General features: G+C 74.5%; 18 protein-coding genes. 9 read left to right on the top strand and 9 right to left on the bottom strand.

Annotated elements, in window-relative coordinates; all coding sequences use genetic code 11:
- Positions 1-27 precede the first annotated feature (27 nt).
- Positions 28-1,050, bottom strand: a complete 1,023-nt coding sequence (locus tag BLQ97_RS17665) for an iron-containing redox enzyme family protein (protein ID WP_245692364.1) — start codon at positions 1,048-1,050, stop codon at positions 28-30.
- A gap of 108 nt (positions 1,051-1,158) precedes the next feature.
- Here BLQ97_RS17665 and BLQ97_RS17660 point away from each other — a divergent pair, with 108 nt between their 5' ends.
- The 4 genes from BLQ97_RS17660 to BLQ97_RS17645 all read left to right on the top strand — a co-directional run bounded on the left by BLQ97_RS17660 (position 1,159) and on the right by BLQ97_RS17645 (position 5,441).
- On the top strand, positions 1,159-1,719 hold the full coding sequence (locus BLQ97_RS17660; RefSeq protein ID WP_245692362.1) for a DUF1353 domain-containing protein: 561 nt from the start codon (positions 1,159-1,161) through the stop codon (positions 1,717-1,719).
- On the top strand, positions 1,712-2,842 hold the full coding sequence (locus BLQ97_RS17655) for a 5-methyltetrahydropteroyltriglutamate--homocysteine S-methyltransferase (protein WP_091367303.1): 1,131 nt from the start codon (positions 1,712-1,714) through the stop codon (positions 2,840-2,842). The genes BLQ97_RS17660 and BLQ97_RS17655 overlap by 8 nt, the downstream gene beginning before the upstream one ends.
- Positions 2,843-2,994: 152 nt before the next feature.
- Positions 2,995-5,232 (top strand): carbon starvation CstA family protein, encoded by a 2,238-nt coding sequence (locus BLQ97_RS17650; RefSeq protein ID WP_091367302.1) that lies wholly within the window; start codon positions 2,995-2,997, stop codon positions 5,230-5,232.
- The gene (locus BLQ97_RS17645) at positions 5,229-5,441 is read left to right on the top strand and encodes a CstA-like transporter-associated (seleno)protein (RefSeq protein ID WP_091367301.1); all 213 of its coding nucleotides are present in this window, start codon (positions 5,229-5,231) and stop codon (positions 5,439-5,441) included. Before BLQ97_RS17650 ends, BLQ97_RS17645 begins: the two co-directional genes overlap by 4 nt.
- Here BLQ97_RS17645 and yidD read toward each other — a convergent pair.
- Positions 5,425-5,895: a membrane protein insertion efficiency factor YidD gene (gene yidD, locus BLQ97_RS23435; protein WP_245692359.1), complete on the bottom strand. Its 471-nt coding sequence runs from the start codon at positions 5,893-5,895 to the stop codon at positions 5,425-5,427. The two genes, BLQ97_RS17645 and yidD, sit on opposite strands and share 17 nt — an antisense overlap.
- Before the next feature lie 166 nt (positions 5,896-6,061).
- Here yidD and BLQ97_RS17635 point away from each other — a divergent pair, with 166 nt between their 5' ends.
- Positions 6,062-6,403, top strand: a complete 342-nt coding sequence (locus BLQ97_RS17635; protein WP_245692356.1) for a hypothetical protein — start codon at positions 6,062-6,064, stop codon at positions 6,401-6,403.
- Positions 6,404-6,423: 20 nt separating this feature from the next.
- Here the strand turns inward: BLQ97_RS17635 and BLQ97_RS17630 are convergent, their stop codons facing one another.
- Positions 6,424-6,873, bottom strand: a complete 450-nt coding sequence (locus BLQ97_RS17630) for a MaoC/PaaZ C-terminal domain-containing protein (protein WP_091367299.1) — start codon at positions 6,871-6,873, stop codon at positions 6,424-6,426.
- A 254-nt stretch (positions 6,874-7,127) separates the two neighbouring features.
- Between BLQ97_RS17630 and BLQ97_RS17625 the strand changes: the two genes are divergently transcribed.
- The gene (locus tag BLQ97_RS17625; RefSeq protein WP_091367298.1) at positions 7,128-8,477 is read left to right on the top strand and encodes a dicarboxylate/amino acid:cation symporter; all 1,350 of its coding nucleotides are present in this window, start codon (positions 7,128-7,130) and stop codon (positions 8,475-8,477) included.
- A 65-nt stretch (positions 8,478-8,542) separates the two neighbouring features.
- On the opposite strand, the gene BLQ97_RS17620 is transcribed toward BLQ97_RS17625, so the two are convergent.
- Positions 8,543-8,725, bottom strand: coding sequence for a hypothetical protein (locus BLQ97_RS17620; protein ID WP_091367297.1), 183 nt, complete (start codon positions 8,723-8,725; stop codon positions 8,543-8,545).
- A 228-nt stretch (positions 8,726-8,953) separates the two neighbouring features.
- Here BLQ97_RS17620 and BLQ97_RS17615 point away from each other — a divergent pair, with 228 nt between their 5' ends.
- Positions 8,954-9,658 (top strand): class I SAM-dependent methyltransferase, encoded by a 705-nt coding sequence (locus BLQ97_RS17615; protein WP_091367296.1) that lies wholly within the window; start codon positions 8,954-8,956, stop codon positions 9,656-9,658.
- Between the two features lie 50 nt (positions 9,659-9,708).
- On the opposite strand, the gene BLQ97_RS23430 is transcribed toward BLQ97_RS17615, so the two are convergent.
- The gene (locus BLQ97_RS23430; RefSeq protein WP_175471797.1) at positions 9,709-9,876 is read right to left on the bottom strand and encodes a hypothetical protein; all 168 of its coding nucleotides are present in this window, start codon (positions 9,874-9,876) and stop codon (positions 9,709-9,711) included.
- 135 nt (positions 9,877-10,011) lie between these two features.
- On the bottom strand, positions 10,012-11,448 hold the full coding sequence (glnA, locus tag BLQ97_RS17610) for a type I glutamate--ammonia ligase (RefSeq protein ID WP_091367295.1): 1,437 nt from the start codon (positions 11,446-11,448) through the stop codon (positions 10,012-10,014).
- 167 nt (positions 11,449-11,615) lie between these two features.
- Between glnA and BLQ97_RS17605 the strand changes: the two genes are divergently transcribed.
- Together BLQ97_RS17605 and BLQ97_RS17600 are read left to right on the top strand one after the other, a co-directional pair.
- The gene (locus BLQ97_RS17605; RefSeq protein WP_245692354.1) at positions 11,616-12,026 is read left to right on the top strand and encodes an RDD family protein; all 411 of its coding nucleotides are present in this window, start codon (positions 11,616-11,618) and stop codon (positions 12,024-12,026) included.
- Complete coding sequence (locus BLQ97_RS17600) at positions 12,023-12,520, top strand: GNAT family N-acetyltransferase (RefSeq protein WP_091367294.1); 498 nt, start codon at positions 12,023-12,025, stop codon at positions 12,518-12,520. The genes BLQ97_RS17605 and BLQ97_RS17600 overlap by 4 nt, the downstream gene beginning before the upstream one ends.
- Positions 12,521-12,639: 119 nt before the next feature.
- Here the strand turns inward: BLQ97_RS17600 and BLQ97_RS17595 are convergent, their stop codons facing one another.
- From BLQ97_RS17595 to BLQ97_RS17585, 3 genes are all read right to left on the bottom strand, one after another.
- Positions 12,640-13,485: a DUF4191 domain-containing protein gene (locus tag BLQ97_RS17595; protein WP_091367293.1), complete on the bottom strand. Its 846-nt coding sequence runs from the start codon at positions 13,483-13,485 to the stop codon at positions 12,640-12,642.
- Positions 13,486-13,536: 51 nt separating this feature from the next.
- Positions 13,537-14,505 carry a lipoyl synthase gene (gene lipA / locus BLQ97_RS17590; RefSeq protein ID WP_091367393.1) on the bottom strand — a complete coding sequence of 323 codons (969 nt, stop codon included), beginning with the start codon at positions 14,503-14,505 and terminating at the stop codon, positions 13,537-13,539.
- An 83-nt stretch (positions 14,506-14,588) separates the two neighbouring features.
- On the bottom strand, positions 14,589-15,698 hold the full coding sequence (locus BLQ97_RS17585; RefSeq protein ID WP_139173727.1) for a hypothetical protein: 1,110 nt from the start codon (positions 15,696-15,698) through the stop codon (positions 14,589-14,591).
- Positions 15,699-15,779 lie beyond the last annotated feature (81 nt).

Raw genomic sequence — 15,779 nt, 5'->3', positions numbered from 1 at the left:
CTGCAGCCGAGGCGGCGAGGTCCCCGCTCAGGCGGCGAGGGCGCGCTCCCCGCGCAGCGCCGAGCGGCCGGCCTCCCACGCGCCGAGCAGGTACCGGGCGGTCAGCCCGTCGACGGCCAGCGAGCAGGCGGCGCCGAAGAGCACGTCCCCGGCCAGGGCCGGGTCCTCGGCCACCAGCGAGCCGCACATGTCCACGGCGGCGATCTGCTCGTGGACGGCGTCGGCCTCCACGTGCTCGTCGTAGAAGACCGTCGTCGTCGCGTCGTGGCCCAGCCGGCGCAGCCCGGCCGAGTAGCGGCGGCTGGGCTCGGAGGAGGTCATCTCCACGCAGGCCAGGTGGCCGAGCGCCGCGGCGCGCCAGCGCCGGTGCAGGGCGAGCAGCGACATCGTGTTCACCGAGGTGAAGGCGACGGCGGGCGCGTCGTCCCAGAGGGCGCCGTACCCGGCGTCGAGGCCGAGGTCGCGCATCATCCCGGCGAACAGCTCGCTGTGCATGCGCTCGGCCGAGCCGCCGCCGTACTCGTCGGCCTGGATCTCCACCATCGCCGCCTTGGCCCGGCCGGCCAGCCGCGGGACGGCGAAGGTGTGCGGGTCGCCCTCCTTGAGGTGGTACACCGACCTCAGGGTCAGGTACTCGCGCCACTGCTCGGCGGTGCCGCGCTTGCTCATGAAGGCCGACAGCGACGGGCCGTCGTCGGCGGCGACGAGCGCGGCCAGCTGCTGGTCGACCGGGTCGCCGGTGGCCTCCGGCGGGCCGGTGAGCTCGCGCAGCGCGGCGAGGTGGCGCCGCTCGAGGTGCGCCCGCAGGGTCAGCAGCGCGGGGTCCCACTCGAGGGCGTCGTCGACGTCGTCGAAGCCGCGGTAGTGCAGCTCGTAGCAGGACGCCAGCGCGAGCTGCAGGTCGTCGTCGAGCAGGGGGTCCGGCGCCGCCTCCGCGGTCCGGCGGGCCAGGTCGACGGTGGCGGGGGAGACGGCCCCGGCGCGGAGGTCGTCGGCCAGGGCGGCGGTCATGGGACCCCGGGGCTCGGGCAGGCGCATGGTGCGGGCCATGCCCCGCGGCGTGGCATCTGATGCGTCGTGCGCGATGTGATGCCGTCCCGGGCGGTCGGGCGGCGCACGCGCCGGGCACGCGCACCCCGCCGGGGGCAGGATCGCGGGGTGCCCTTCGACCCACCCTCCGCGGTCCTGAGCACCGCCGGCGCCGGCGGCTGGACGCTCGTCGAGCCCCTGAGCTACGTCGGGCGCAGCGACCGCTTCGTCGTCCCCTCCGGCTTCCGCACCGACCTCGCCAGCGTGCCGCGGCCGGTGCTGTGGCTGGTCCCGGAGTCGGGCCGCTACACGCTGGCCGCGGTGCTGCACGACTGGCTGTGCACGGTGGGCATCGCCACCGGGGTGGTCACCTCCCGGCAGGCCGACGGCGTCTTCCGCCGGGTCATGCGCGAGGGCGGGGTGCCGGTGCTGCTGCGCTGGCTGATGTGGGCCGGCGTCCGGTGGGGCGCCCTCACCGACCCCGAGCGGCGGCCCGGCTGGTGGGCCAGCGCGCCGGGCGTGCTGGCCATCTCGGTGCTGGCCGCGCCGCTGGTGCTGCCCTCGGTGCTGCTGCTGCCCGGGCTGCTGCTCTACGCCGTCGCCGAGCGGCTGGTGTCGGGGGAGGGGGTGCGGCCGTGGGACCGGGCTGCGCGCGACGGCCGGGCGGACGAGGCTGCCGGGCATGAGTGACACCTCCGGACCGCCGTTCCGCGCCGACCACGTCGGGAGCCTGCTGCGCCCGCCCGCGCTGCTCGAGGCCCGCGCCCGCCACGCCGCCGGGGAGCTCGACGACGCCGGGCTGCGCGCCGCCGAGGACGAGGCGGTCGCCGACGTCGTCCGGCTGCAGGGCGACGTCGGCCTGCGCACCGCCACCGACGGGGAGTTCCGCCGCGCCTCGTGGCACATGGACTTCATCTACGCCATCGGCGGCATCAGCAAGGTCACCGGCGAGGACATCGTCGTGCACTTCAAGAACGCCGACGGCACGATCGACTTCACCCCGGCGGGCCTGCACGTGGACGGGCCGCTGTCGATCGACGAGCCGATCTTCGCCGCGGACTTCGGCTACCTGCAGCAGCAGGTGACCGGCCGGCAGACGGCGAAGCTGACCATCCCGTCGCCGTCGATGGTCCACTACCGCGGCGGGGCGGCGGCCATCGACCCGGCCGTCTACCCCGACGAGGACGCGTTCTGGGAGGCGCTGTCGGCGGCCTACGCGCAGCAGGTGCGGGGCATCGCCGCGCAGGGCTGCACCTACCTGCAGCTCGACGACACCAGCCTGGCCTACCTCAACGACCCCGCCCAGCGCGCCGAGCTCGCCGCCCAGGGCCGCGACGCCGAGCACCAGCACGAGCGCTACATCCGGCAGATCAACGCCGCCCTGGCCGGCCGGCCCGAGGGGCTGACGGTGACCACGCACATGTGCCGCGGCAACTTCCGCTCCTCCTGGGTGGCCGAGGGCGGCTACGACTTCGTCGCCGAGGCGCTGTTCGGCGGCCTGGAGGTCGACGGCTTCTTCCTCGAGTACGACGACGCCCGCTCCGGGGGCTTCGAGCCGCTGCGCTTCGTGCCGCCGGGCAAGCGGGTCGTGCTGGGCCTGGTGACGACGAAGCGGCCGGAGCTCGAGTCGAAGGACGCCCTCAAGCGGCGCATCGACGAGGCCGCCCGCTTCGTGCCGCTGGAGCAGCTGGCGATCTCCCCGCAGTGCGGCTTCTCCTCCACCGTCGAGGGCAACGCGCTGACCCGCGACGAGCAGGTGGCCAAGCTGGCGCTGGTCGTCGAGGTGGCCCAGGAGGTCTGGGGCTATGCCTGACCCACCACGGCCCGACACCCCGGCCCGACCCGGTCACGGGGTGGTCACGACCGGGCCCCCGGCCCGGCGCGCCGCCCGGGGGCTTGGCATGCTCGCACCGTCCCGAGGACAGCGTCGTCCGGGCGCTGTCTGCGCACGCGAGGAGGACGCCCGTGTCCACGACGGTCAGCAGGCCCGACACCGAGGGCGGACCGCCCGGAGGCACCGGTCGCCGCCGCCCGACCCTGAAGAGCGTCCTGGTGTGGACGGCGGTGGCGGTCGTCGGCGCCGTCGCCTGGACCGTCCTCGCCCTCGCCCGGGGCGAGACGGTCTCGGCGCTGTGGATGCTGTTCGCCGCGCTGGCCTCCTACGCGATCGCCTACCGCTTCTACGCCCGGTTCATCGCCCACCGCGCGCTGCGCGTCGACGACCGGCGGGCCACCCCGGCCGAGCGGCTGCACAACGGCGTCGACTTCGACGTCACCGACCGGCGGGTCCTCTTCGGGCACCACTTCGCCGCGATCGCCGGCGCCGGCCCGCTCGTCGGCCCGGTGCTCGCCGCCCAGATGGGCTACCTGCCGGGCACCATCTGGATCGTCGTCGGCGTCATCTTCGCCGGCGCCGTCCAGGACATGGTCGTGCTGTTCTTCTCGATGCGGCGCAACGGCAAGAGCCTGGGCCAGATGGTGCGCGAGGAGATCGGCATCGTCGGCGGCGTCGCCGCGCTGATCGCCGTCTTCGCGATCATGATCCTCATCCTGGCCGTCCTGGCGCTGATCGTGGTCAACGCGCTGGCCGAGTCGCCGTGGGGCGTCTTCTCGATCGCGCTCACCATCCCGATCGCGCTGTTCATGGGCGTCTACCTGCGGGTGCTGCGGCCCGGCCGGGTGCTCGAGGCGACGGCCATCGGCGTCGTCCTGCTGCTGCTGGCCATCGTCGGCGGCGGCTGGATCGACAACACCGGCCTGGCCGACGCCCTGACGCTGTCCAAGGAGTGGCTGGTCCTCGCCCTGGTGGTCTACGGCTTCGTCGCCTCGGTGCTGCCGGTGTGGCTGCTGCTGACCCCGCGCGACTACCTGTCGACGTTCATGAAGGTCGGCGTGATCGTGCTGCTCGCCGTCGGGCTGCTGATCGCCCGGCCGGTGCTGCAGGCCGACGCGCTCACCCAGTTCGCCCGCGAGGGCACCGGGCCGGTGTTCGCCGGGTCGCTGTTCCCGTTCGTCTTCATCACCATCGCCTGCGGCGCGCTCTCGGGCTTCCACGCCCTGATCTCCTCGGGGACGACGCCGAAGATGGTGGCCAAGGAGAGCCAGGTCCGCCTGATCGGCTACGGCGGCATGCTGATGGAGTCCTTCGTGGCCATCAGCGCGCTCATCGCCGCCGTGGTCATCGACCAGGGCCTGTACTTCGCGATGAACGCCCCGGCCGGCGTCACCGGCGGCACCCCGGAGACCGCGGCCGCGTTCGTCAACGGCCTGGGCTTCCCCACGTCTGCACAGGACCTCGCGGCCGCCTCGGCCGCCGTCCAGGAGCCCAGCCTGATCTCGCGCACCGGCGGTGCCCCGACCCTCGCCGTCGGCATCTCGGAGATCTTCCACAACGCCTTCGGCGGGAACCTGCAGGCGTTCTGGTACCACTTCGCGATCATGTTCGAGGCGCTGTTCATCCTCACCGCCGTCGACGCCGGCACCCGCGTGGGCCGGTTCATGCTGCAGGACACCATCGGCAACGTCTGGAAGAAGTTCGGCGACCTGTCGTGGCGGCCGGGCAACGTCATCGCCAGCGCGGTCGTCGTCGGCCTCTGGGGCTCGATGCTCTACATCGGCGTCACCGACCCGCTCGGCGGGGTCAACCAGCTGTTCCCGCTGTTCGGCATCGCCAACCAGCTGCTCGCGGCCATCGCGCTCACCCTCTGCACGGTGCTGCTGGTCAAGCACGGGAAGCTGAAGTACGCCTGGATCACCGCCGTCCCGCTGGCCTGGGACCTCGTGGTGACGATGACGGCGAGCTGGCAGAAGGTCTTCTCCGACAACCCGGCGATCGGCTACTTCGCCCAGCGCAACCGCTACGCCACCGCGCTGGACGCCGGGGAGGTCCTCGCGCCGGCGCAGGACGTGGGCCAGATGCAGCAGGTGGTCACCAACTCCACCATCAACGGGGTGCTGCAGGCCTTCTTCGCGCTCCTGGTCGTGGTGGTCTTCTTCAACGCGCTGGTGGTCATCGCGAAGGCGATCCGCGCCCGGGGTCCGCTGCCCACCACCGAGGAGCCGGCCGTCCCGTCGCGGATCGTCGAGCCCTCGGGGCTGTTCGCGACGGCGGAGGAGAAGCAGGCCATCGCCGAGCACGAGCGGCTGGTCGGCGCCGGTGCCCGCGGTCGGGGCACGTTCACCGAGGAGGGACCGACCCGGTGACGGCCGACGTCGCCGGCCCGGTCCGCTCCGCCGCCGTCCGGGCCTGGCGCGGGGTGCGCTGGTACCTGCGCGAGTGGAGCGGCGAGGCCCGCTGGGACGACTACCTCGAGCACTGCGCCGCGCACGGCCACCGGCCGGTGAGCCGGCGGGAGTTCGAGCGGCGCCGGGCCGACGAGCGGGAGCGCACCCCGGTCAGCCGCTGCTGCTGAGCCCGCCGTCCCGTGGCCCCGGTCCTCCGTCGGAGGGCCGGGGCCACGGTCGTCCCGCGGGGACGGGGTCGGCGCCACCCGCGCCGGGACGGCAGCGGCCGAGCCGCCGGGCGGTCAGCCACCCGCCGCGCAGCGCGCCGTGGGCGCGCAGCGCCTGCAGGCCGTAGGTGGAGCAGGTCGGGGTGAACGGGCAGCACGGCGGCCGGGTGGGGCTGACCCGCTCGCGGTAGGCGACCACCAGCCGGGCCGGCCAGCGCGCGGCCCACGGCGTGCCCGGCGGGGGAGCGGTGAGCAGCGCGGCCGGGACCACGAGCGCCAGCAGGCCGACCAGGTCACCGACCTCGCAGCACGCGTCGCCGCAGTCGCACCAGTCCCCGCGGTCGCGGTCTCTGTCTCTGTCGCGGTCGCGATCGCGGCGGCGTCGGCGGCGGGTGCGCCCGGGGCGGCGGATCACGGGGGGATGCTGCCCGGTCCCGGCCGGGTGGCGGGTCGGGCGCGCAACGGTCCGCCCCACCCGCCCCACGGGTGCCCCGGCGTCACGGCCGCGGTCAGCCGGTGCGGGCCGGGTGCCGACTCTGCAGGCACGTCCCGAGGCCCGCGGGCCCGTCCGAGGAGTGCCCATGCCGTCGTCCCCCGACCGTCGGTCCCGCCGGCTCACCGAGCTGCGGGCCGGGATGTCCGTGCTGACGAGCGCGGCCGCCGACCTCGGCGTCGGCGGCCAGACCGAGGTGCGGGTGCTGCCCGACGGCCGGCTGTGGCTGGCCGAGCAGGGCATCGCGGTCACCGCCGCCGACGTCTACCAGGCCGCCCGCGGGCTGGTCGCCGCCCAGCTGGACGCCATCGCGCGGACCACGGGCGACCCGGTCGAGGACCACGCACTGGCCTGGCTGGTCACCCTGCAGACCAACGAGGTCCTGGTCGGCGTCGAGGACGGGCCGGCCCGCGAGGACGACGCCGCCTGATCCCGCAGGACGCCGCGCCCTCAGCCGGCCGGGCGCCGGCTGACCAGCAGGCCGATCTCGCCGTCCTGCAGCACCTCGCCGTCCTGGTCGAGCAGGGTGAACCGCCGGGCGAGGACGCCGGCGTCGCCGCGGCTGGTGAGCCGGGTGCCGAGGACCTCCACGCGGCAGCGCACCGTGGCGCCGATGCGCAGCGGCCTCCGGAAGCGCCAGCCGTCGACACCGAGCAGCGCGATCGAGCACTCCTCGAACACGCCGATCCGCGACGCCAGCCCCATCGCCACCGACAGGCCGAGCAGCCCGTGCGCGATCCGCTCGCCGAAGCGGCCCGCCCGCGCCGACTCCGCGTCGGTGTGCACCGGGTTGGTGTCCCAGCTCCACCCGGCGAAGGTGACGACGTCGGCCTCGGTGATCGTGCGGGCCTGGCTGGTGAACACCTGGCCGGGGGAGAAGTCCTCGAAGTGGTGGGCCACGCTGCCCCTGCCTACCAGGGGCCGGGGCACCCGACGAGCCGGGCCCCCGGCGGGACCGACGGTGAGTCCGGGCACACCCGGGATGCCGGCGCGCCCGACCCCGCTTGTGCTCTGGCGTGGACAACCCGTGGGGGCTCACGCGACGCCGTGAGCTGGACTACGGCCGGCTGACGACCGCCGGCTGACGACGCGCGCTGACACCGCAGCCCGCCGCCGTCCCCACCTCCGCTCCGACCCCCTCGAGAGGCACGTCCGTGCTCGCACGTCTCCGCTCCGTCCCCTTCGCCGCGCAGGTCCTCCTCGCGCTGGTCGCGGGCATCGCCCTGGGCCTGGTCGCCCGCGACCTCGGTCCCGTCGCCGACGGGTCGCCGAACTGGCTCACCAGCACCCTGCAGACCGTCGGCCAGACCTTCGTCACGCTGCTGAAGGTCCTGGTCCCGCCGCTGGTCGTCACCGCCGTCATCGTCAGCATCGCCAACCTGCGGCAGGTCTCCAACGCCGCCCGGCTGGCCGGCCAGACGCTGCTGTGGTTCGCGATCACCGCGCTGGTCGCCGTCAGCATCGGCATCGGCCTGGGCCTGCTCACCCAGCCCGGCCGCAACAGCTCCGTCGACGCCGCCGCGCAGGCCCCGCCGGAGACCACCGGCTCGTGGTGGGACTTCCTCACCGGCCTGGTGCCGGGCAACGTCCTCGGCCTGCAGGGCTCGGTTGGCGACGACGGCTCGATCGGCCTGTCGTTCAACGTGCTGCAGCTGATCGTGCTCTCGGTCGCCGTCGGCGTCGCGGTACTCAAGGTCGGCGAGCCCGCCGAGCCGTTCCTCGGCCTGGTCCGCTCCGCGCTGGCCGTCGTCCAGAAGCTGCTGTGGTGGGTCATCCTGCTGGCCCCGATCGGCACGGTGGGCCTGATCGGCAACGCCGTCGCCACCTACGGCTGGGACTCCCTCGGCTCCCTCGGCGTGTTCGCGGGCTCGGTCTACGCCGGCCTGGCGCTGGTGCTCTTCGTCGTCTACCCGGTGCTGCTGCGGCTGCACGGCCTCTCGCCGCTGCGCTGGTTCGCCGGCGCCTGGCCGGCGATCCAGCTGGCGTTCGTCTCGCGGTCCTCGATCGGCACGCTGCCGGTGACCGAGCGGGTCACCGAGCAGAGCCTGGGCGTCCCGCGCTCCTACGCCTCGTTCGCCGTCCCCCTGGGCGCGACGACGAAGATGGACGGCTGCGCGGCGATCTACCCGGCGCTGGCGGCGATCTTCGTGGCGCAGTTCTTCGGCGTGGACCTGTCGCTGACCGACTACCTGCTCATCGCGCTGGTGTCGGTGGTCGGCTCGGCCGCCACCGCCGGCGTGACCGGCGCGGTGGTCATGCTGACCCTGACGCTGTCCACGCTCGGTCTGCCGCTGGCCGGTGTCGGCCTGCTGCTGGCGATCGACCCGATCCTCGACATGGGCCGCACCGCGGTGAACGTGGCCGGCCAGGCGCTGGTCCCGACGATCGTGGCCAAGCGCGAGGGCATCCTCGATCTGGAGCGCTTCTCCACCGGCCGCGCCTCCGGCCCGGTCGCCGACCCGACCGGCGTCGACGCCGACCTGCGGCAGCCCGCGACCGCCTGACCCCGGGTCCGACCCCCGACGGGCCGGTGACCTGCCCGGGAGGTCGCCGGCCCGTCGGCGTCCGGTCACCCCTGGGTGGCGAGGCGCTCGTCGAGCAGGAGGTCCACCCAGTCCTCCGCCTCGTCGACGGCCCGGGCGTTCGCCGCGCTGGGACAGCGGTCCCACGCGCTGCGGGCCGCGCCGAGCGCCACGTAGGCGACCGCGATGGCGTGGTCGAGCTGGTCGAGGGTGGCAACGGTCGGGCTCATGGCGACCTCCTCGCATCGGTTAGTCCTGCAGCGCACGGTAGGCGGGGGGTGTGACGTTCCTGTTGCACGGAGGCTGCAGGTGGGCGTCCCGATACACCGGGTCCCCACTCGCCCCTCACCAGCACGAACGGGTGGCCGCGGCCTTGCCCGGCCGGCCGTCCACCCGCCAGGATCGCCCCGGCCGCACCACCGTCGGCAGCGCTGTCGGCGACCACAGCTAGGGGACCGATGGACTGGGACGCGTACGCGCACACCTACCCGCAGCTCGACGACGAGACCACCGTGCCGCCCCTGCTGCGCCGGGTGCTGGACGACTCCGCCGGCCGGCTGATCGACGTCGGGTGCGGCGAGGGCGCGCTGCTCGACCGGCTCCGGGAGACCTACGGGGAGGCCTGGTCGCTGACCGGCTTCGAGGTGTCCACGGTGCGGGCGGAGAAGGCCCGCGGTTCCGGTCACACCGTCCTCGTGTCCGGTGACGGCGTGGTCCCCGTCGAGGACGGATCGTTCGACGTCACGACGGCCTGCCACGTCATCGAGCACGCCCCCGACGACGAGGTCTTCGCCCGCGAGCTGGTCCGCGTCACGCGGCCGGGTGGCCTCGTCTACGTCGAGACGCCGGTGAAGCTCCCCGGCGCCTGGTACTTCCGGCGCAACCCGCAGGCGGGCTGGGTGCTCGACCCCACCCACGTCCGGGAGTACCGCTCGGCCGCCGCCGTCGACGAGGTGCTCACGCGGGGCGGGCTCGCCGTCGTCGCCGAGGATCTCACCCCGATCACCTACCCGCTGGCCGCGGCCGGCCTGCTGGTCCGGCGGGTCCTGCGGCTCCCCGTGTCCACGGCGCGGCCCCGGGGCCTCGCCGCCCGGGCGGTGCCCATCCCGCGCTACCGCCAGCAGGCCGTGCTGGCCCGGCGGCCGGAGGCGGCTCCCGGCTGAGGCCCGGACGCCACGAGAGCCGGTGACCCGCCGCGGCGGCGGCCTGGCGCCTACCTCGCCCGGCGGAGGGCCCGCACACCCAGCGCGACCGCACCCACGGCCAGCAGGACCCCGAGGCCCTGGAGGCCGGGGGAGTCGTCCGCCTCCCCGAGCACCACGGCGATGACGCCGAGGGCCACGGCGACGAGGACGGCGACGACGACGGAGGCTGCGCGCACACCGCGAGCATACAATGATTTTCGATCACAACACATCGACCATCGATAGGCCCGGGTCGCGTCCCGGGGCCCGGTCGTGACGAGGGCCGGTGACCTGGGCGTGCAGGTCACCGGCCCTCATGCGGTGCGGGTCGATCAGATGTCGTAGTACATCGCGAACTCGTGCGGGTGCGGGCGCAGGCGGATCGGGTCGATCTCGTTCTCCCGCTTGTACTCGATCCACGTCTCGATCAGGTCGGGGGTGAACACCCCGCCGTCGATGAGGTAGTCGTGGTCGACCTCGAGCCGGTCGAGGACGGCGTCCAGCGAGGCGGGCACCTTCTCTATGCCCAGGGCCTCCTCGGGCGGCAGCTCGTAGAGGTCCTTGTCCACCGGCGCCGGCGGCTCGATCTTGTTCTTGATGCCGTCGAGGCCGGCCATGAGCATCGCCGAGAAGGCGAGGTAGGGGTTGGCCGACGGGTCGGGCACGCGGAACTCGATGCGCTTGGCCTTGGGGCTGTCGCCGGAGATCGGGATGCGGCAGCAGGCCGAGCGGTTGCGGGCGGAGTAGACGAGGTTGATCGGCGCCTCGTAGCCGGGCACCAGGCGGTGGTAGCTGTTGACCGTCGGGTTGGTGAAGGCCAGCAGCGACGGGGCGTGGGCGAGCAGGCCGCCGATGTAGTGGCGGGCGGTGTCGGACAGGCCCGCGTAGCCGGTCTCGGCGTGGAAGAGCGGCTCGCCGTCCCGCCAGAGGCTCTGGTGGCAGTGCATGCCCGAGCCGTTGTCACCGAAGAGCGGCTTGGGCATGAAGGTGGCGGTCTTGCCGTGCGCCCAGGCGGTGTTCTTGATGACGTACTTGAACAGCATCAGGCTGTCGGCCGACCGCAGCAGCGTGTCGAACTTGTAGTTGATCTCGGCCTGGCCGCCGGTGCCCACCTCGTGGTGACCGCGCTCGAGCTCGAGGCCGACGCCGATGAGGTTCTTCATCATGTCGGCGCGCAGGTCGCTCTGCTGGTCGTAGGGCTCGACCGGGAAGTAGCCGCCCTTCATCCGCGCCTTGTAGCCGCGGTTGGGGCCGACGCCGTTCTCGCCGGTCGGGGAGCCGGAGTTCCACGAGCCCTCCACCGAGTCGATGTGGTAGTAGGCCTCGTTGATGCTGGTGTCGTACCGGATCGAGTCGAAGACGTAGAACTCCGCCTCCGGCCCGAAGTAGGCGGTGTCGGCGATCCCGCTGCTGGCCAGGTAGGCCTCGGCCTTCTTCGCCACGTTGCGCGGGTCGCGGCTGTAGGCCTCCCGCGTGATCGGGTCGTGGATGAAGAAGTTGACGTTCAGCGTCTTGTGCTTGCGGAACGGGTCGACGAAGGCGCTGTTGGCGTCGGGCAGCAGCAGCATGTCCGACTCGTTGATCGCCTGGAAGCCGCGGATCGACGAGCCGTCGAAGCCGAGGCCGTCGGAGAAGGTGTCCTCGCCGAACGTCGACGCGGGGATCGTGAAGTGCTGCATGACGCCGGGCAGGTCGCAGAAGCGGACGTCGACGAACTCGACGTCGTTGTCGCGGATGTAGGCGGCGACCTCGTCGGGACTGGTGAACATCGATCCTCCGGGAGTGGGCGAACAGCCGTCGAGCACGCTACGAGCGGGGGGTTGCCCCGCGGTGTCCCGTCTGTTTCGGGGCGGTAACAACGGCCTCCGGCGTGTCGGCGGCGGCGGGTGCCCTGGCTCGGCGGGGGTGCGCTGCGGTGAGTCCTACGCTGGTGGGCGTGGAGCCACCCTCTCAGGGACGACGCCGGGGCGCCTCCCTGGGCCTGCCGTCCGACGGACCCGGCTCGCTGGCCCCCTTCGGGACCCGGGTGCTCGCCTTCCTCGTCGACGCCGTCCTCTCGGCGGTCGTCGCGGGCCTGTTCACCGCGCCCGACCTGCCGGGCAACTGGAGCCTGCTGTCCTTCGCCGCGGTCTACGTCGTCTTCCTCGTCGCCGTCGGGCAGACGCCGGGGATGCGGCTGCTCGGCCTGCGGCTGGCGCACCCGCGGCCGGCGGCGCGGCTGGCGCTCTGGCGGGCCGTCGTCCGGACCGGGCTGCTCATGGTGCTCGTGCCCGCCCTGGTGGTGGACGCCGACGGCCGCGGCCTGCACGACCGCCTCACCGACACCGCCGTCGTCCGCGACAGGTGATCGTCCGCAGGGAGCGGCCGGCCGACCACCGCGCCGTCGGCGACGTCCACCGGGCGGCCTTCCCGACCGCGGTGGAGGCCCGGCTGGTCGGCGAGCTCCGCGAGGACGCGGGCTTCCTGCCGCACCTGTCCCTGGTGGCCGTCGACGGGGACGACGTCGTCGGGCACGTGATCGCGACCCGCGGGTGGATCGAGCCGCTCGGCGCCCCCGCGCTCGGGCTCGGGCCGCTCGCCGTCCGGCCGGCCGTGCAGCACCGCGGGACCGGCACGGTGCTGGTGCACACGCTGCTCGCCGTCGCCGAGGCGGCGGGGGAGCGCCTGGTCGCGCTGCTCGGGTCACCGCACTGGTACGCCCGCCTCGGCTTCCGGCCGGCGGCCGACCTCGGCCTCGCCCCGCCCGACCCCGCGTGGGGCGTGCACTTCCAGGCCCGTCGGCTGGCCGGGCCCGAGCAGCGCGGCACCTTCCGCTACGCCGCGCCCTTCGACCGGCTCTGACGGCCACCCTGCAGGGGCCCGCCGCGAGCGTCGATCGGCCCTCCTGCAGGGGCCCGCCGCGAGCTCGCGAGTGGCGGGGGGCAGGAGGGTCCTTCATGGGGGGCAGGGTGGTCCTCCGGTCAGCGGCGCCGGACCTGGCGGGCGCTGACCGACATCTGCCGGCCGCCGGGCAGCGGGCCGCCGGGGACGGGCATCCGCGGGCCGCCGAGCGCGGACATCCGCCGGCCGAGGCTGTTGACCTCGGCGGCCGAGAGGTTGCGCGGCAGCTTCATCACGTGGGTGCTGAGCTTGCGCAGGGGCACCTGCCCCTCCTCGTCACCCACCAGGACGTCGTAGATCGGGGTGTCGCCGACGACCCGGGCGACCTTCTTCTTCTCCTGGGCGATGAGGCTGCGGACGCGGGCCGCGGAGCCCTCGCCGACCAGGATGATCCCGGGCCGGCCGAGCACGCGGTGCACGCTGTCGAGCTGGGTGGTGCCGGCGACGCCCGCGGTGACCCGCCAGTCACCGCGCATGCCCTCGAGCACCCAGGCGGCCGCGCCCGGCTGGCCCTCCACCTGGCGGTAGGCCGAGCCCTGCGCCCGGCGGCCGAAGACGATCATCGCGGCCATCACGCCGAGGACCACCGCGAGCGGGAGGAGCAGGAACGGCGCGCCGAACAGGATCGCCAGCAGCTCCACCACGCCGGCCACCACCACGAAGGCGATGAGCATCAGCCAGGGCAGCTTCGGGTCGTTCTTGCGGGTCAGCGAGTAGGCCTGCTTGACCATGCGGGCCTGGTTGCCGATCTTCTTGAGCCGGCCGACCTTGGGCTGGCCGTCCGCGCCGACCTTCGGGGCCTTGCCCTTGCCGGCGGCGCCCGCCGCGGTGGCACCGCCCGTCGTCCGGCCGCGGGAGCCGGGACCGGTCGCGGCCTTGCCGCGTCCGGACGGCGCGGTGGAGTCTGTGGGCTTGCTGCGTGCCATGACCCCAGGATAGGGGCGCGCGGGCGGGTGGCCCGGGGGCGCGGCGGGAGATCAGCCCCGAGGGGTCAGACCGCGGGCCTCGACGGCCTGCTGGTAGAGCCGGCCGGCCCGGTAGGAACTGCGCACCAGCGGCCCGGCGAGGACGCCGGGGAAGCCGATCTCCTCCGCCTGCTGCTGGAACCCGACGAACTCGTCGGGCTTGACCCAGCGGACGACGGGGTGGTGCCGCGGCGAGGGCCGCAGGTACTGGGTGATGGTGAGCAGGTCGCACCCGGCCTCGTGCAGGGCGCGCATGGTCTCCACGACCTCGTGCGGCTCCTCGCCCATGCCGAGGATGAGGTTGGACTTGGTCACCAGCCCGGCCTCGCGGGCGGCGGTGATCACCGCGAGCGAGCGCTCGAAGCGGAAGCCGGGCCGGATCCGCTTGAAGATCCGCGGCACGGTCTCGACGTTGTGCGCGAGCACCTCCGGCCGCGAGGAGAAGACCTCGGCGAGCTGGTCGGGGTCGGCGTTGAAGTCGGGGATGAGCAGCTCGACCCCGCAGCCCGGGACGGCGGCGTGGATCTGCCGGACGGTCTCGGCGTACAGCCACGCCCCACCGTCGGGCAGGTCGTCGCGGGCGACGCCGGTGACGGTGGCGTAGCGCAGCTGCATCGCGGCCACGCTCTCGGCCACGCGGCGCGGCTCGTCGGCGTCGAAGTCGGCCGGCTTGCCGGTGTCGATCTGGCAGAAGTCGCAGCGCCGGGTGCACTGGTCGCCACCGATGAGGAACGTGGCCTCCCGGTCCTCCCAGCACTCGTAGATGTTGGGGCAGCCGGCCTCTTCGCAGACGGTGTGCAGGCCCTCGCGGCGCACCAGCGACTTGAGCTCGGTGTACTCCGGGCCGGTCTTGAGCCGGGTCTTGATCCAGTCGGGCTTGCGCTCGATCGGGACCTGGCTGTTGCGCACCTCCAGCCGCAGCAGCTTGCGTCCGGCGGGCTCGACCTTCGCGGGGGGAGTGGGGACCGCCGTCTCGCTCATGACCAGCACGGTACCCCCGGACGCCCACCGCCCCCGCTGCCTCGGGGGCAGCGGGGGCGGCGGGGGAGAGCTCTCGTCGGGGCTCAGGCCTGGCCGGCCCCGGGCGGGCCCGCGGTCGGGCCCGCGTCCTGGGCGCCGCCCCCGCTGGTGTACGGCTCGGGAGCGGTCCGGGTCGGGTCGGTCTCGCCGGCGGCGTCGTCACCGGCCACGTTCTGCGCGTCGCGGATGCCCATGTCGGACTCGTTGGGCGCGGAGTCGCCGGCCTCCCACTGGGCGCTGGAGACGGTCTTGCCGGCGTTGTCGTTGCTCGGGGAACTGGGCACGGGGTCCTCTCGGTAGCTGGGCACGGGCCCGTCCCCGGCCGGGGCCGGCGTCCACGGGTCCGCCTTCTTCCGGCGCAGCAGCACGAAGGCCACCGTCCCGGCGACGAAGGCGGCGACCACCCAGGGCCAGCGGCGCGGCGCGGGCGCCAGCCCGGCCCTCCGCCTCGCCCGCGCGGCCGTCTTCGCCGCCTTCCTCCTCGTGTCCTTACCCGCCCGCGCCGACTTCGTGCGCAGGTCGGCCGTCGCTCTCGCGGTGGTGGCCAGCAGGTCGGCGCGGCGGTGCTCGAGCTCACCCAGGGCGGACTCGACGCCGGCGGCCAGGGAGCCGCGGGCGTTCTCCAGGGCCGGCCCGACCGCGTCGCGGGCGGCCGCCACGCGGGGGGCGACCTCGCTGGTCAGCGCCTCGCGGGTGGCTGCCGAGGCGGCCCCCACGAGCGGGGCCAGGTCGGCGGCGGCCCGCGCGGCGGCGGCGCCGGCCGCGGTCAGCGCGGAGGTGACCGCGGGGCCGGCGGCACCGCGGGCGGCCTCCAGGCGCGGGGTGAGGGCCTCGACGGCGGCGTCCACCCGCTCGCGGGCCATCTCCAGCACCGGGCCGGCCGCGTCGCGGGCCGACTCCACCCGCGGCGAGAGCGCCTCCCGCGCGGAGGCGACCGCCGGGGCGGCGACGGCGACGGCGGCGGCGACCTTGGGGACGACGACGTCGCGGGCGGCGTCGAGCGCCGGACCGGCCGCGTCACGGGCGGCCTCGACGCGGGGGCCGAACTGCTCGGCGGCGGCCCGCGACGCCTCGGTCACGGCGGCGCCCAGGTGGCTGAACCCCTCCTGGAGCTCGGCCCCGATGACCTGGCCGCGGGTTTGACTACGGGACACGGATGGACCTCCGGGTTGATCGACTCCGGCCATCCTGCCCGGTCCCGCCGACGGGCACACCCCGAGGCGGCACGCCCGGCG

Origin of the sequence: Geodermatophilus telluris, from assembly GCF_900102745.1 — a bacterium.
GTDB lineage: Bacteria > Actinomycetota > Actinomycetes > Mycobacteriales > Geodermatophilaceae > Geodermatophilus > Geodermatophilus telluris.
This window is presented reverse-complemented; position numbering and strand designations above follow the sequence as displayed.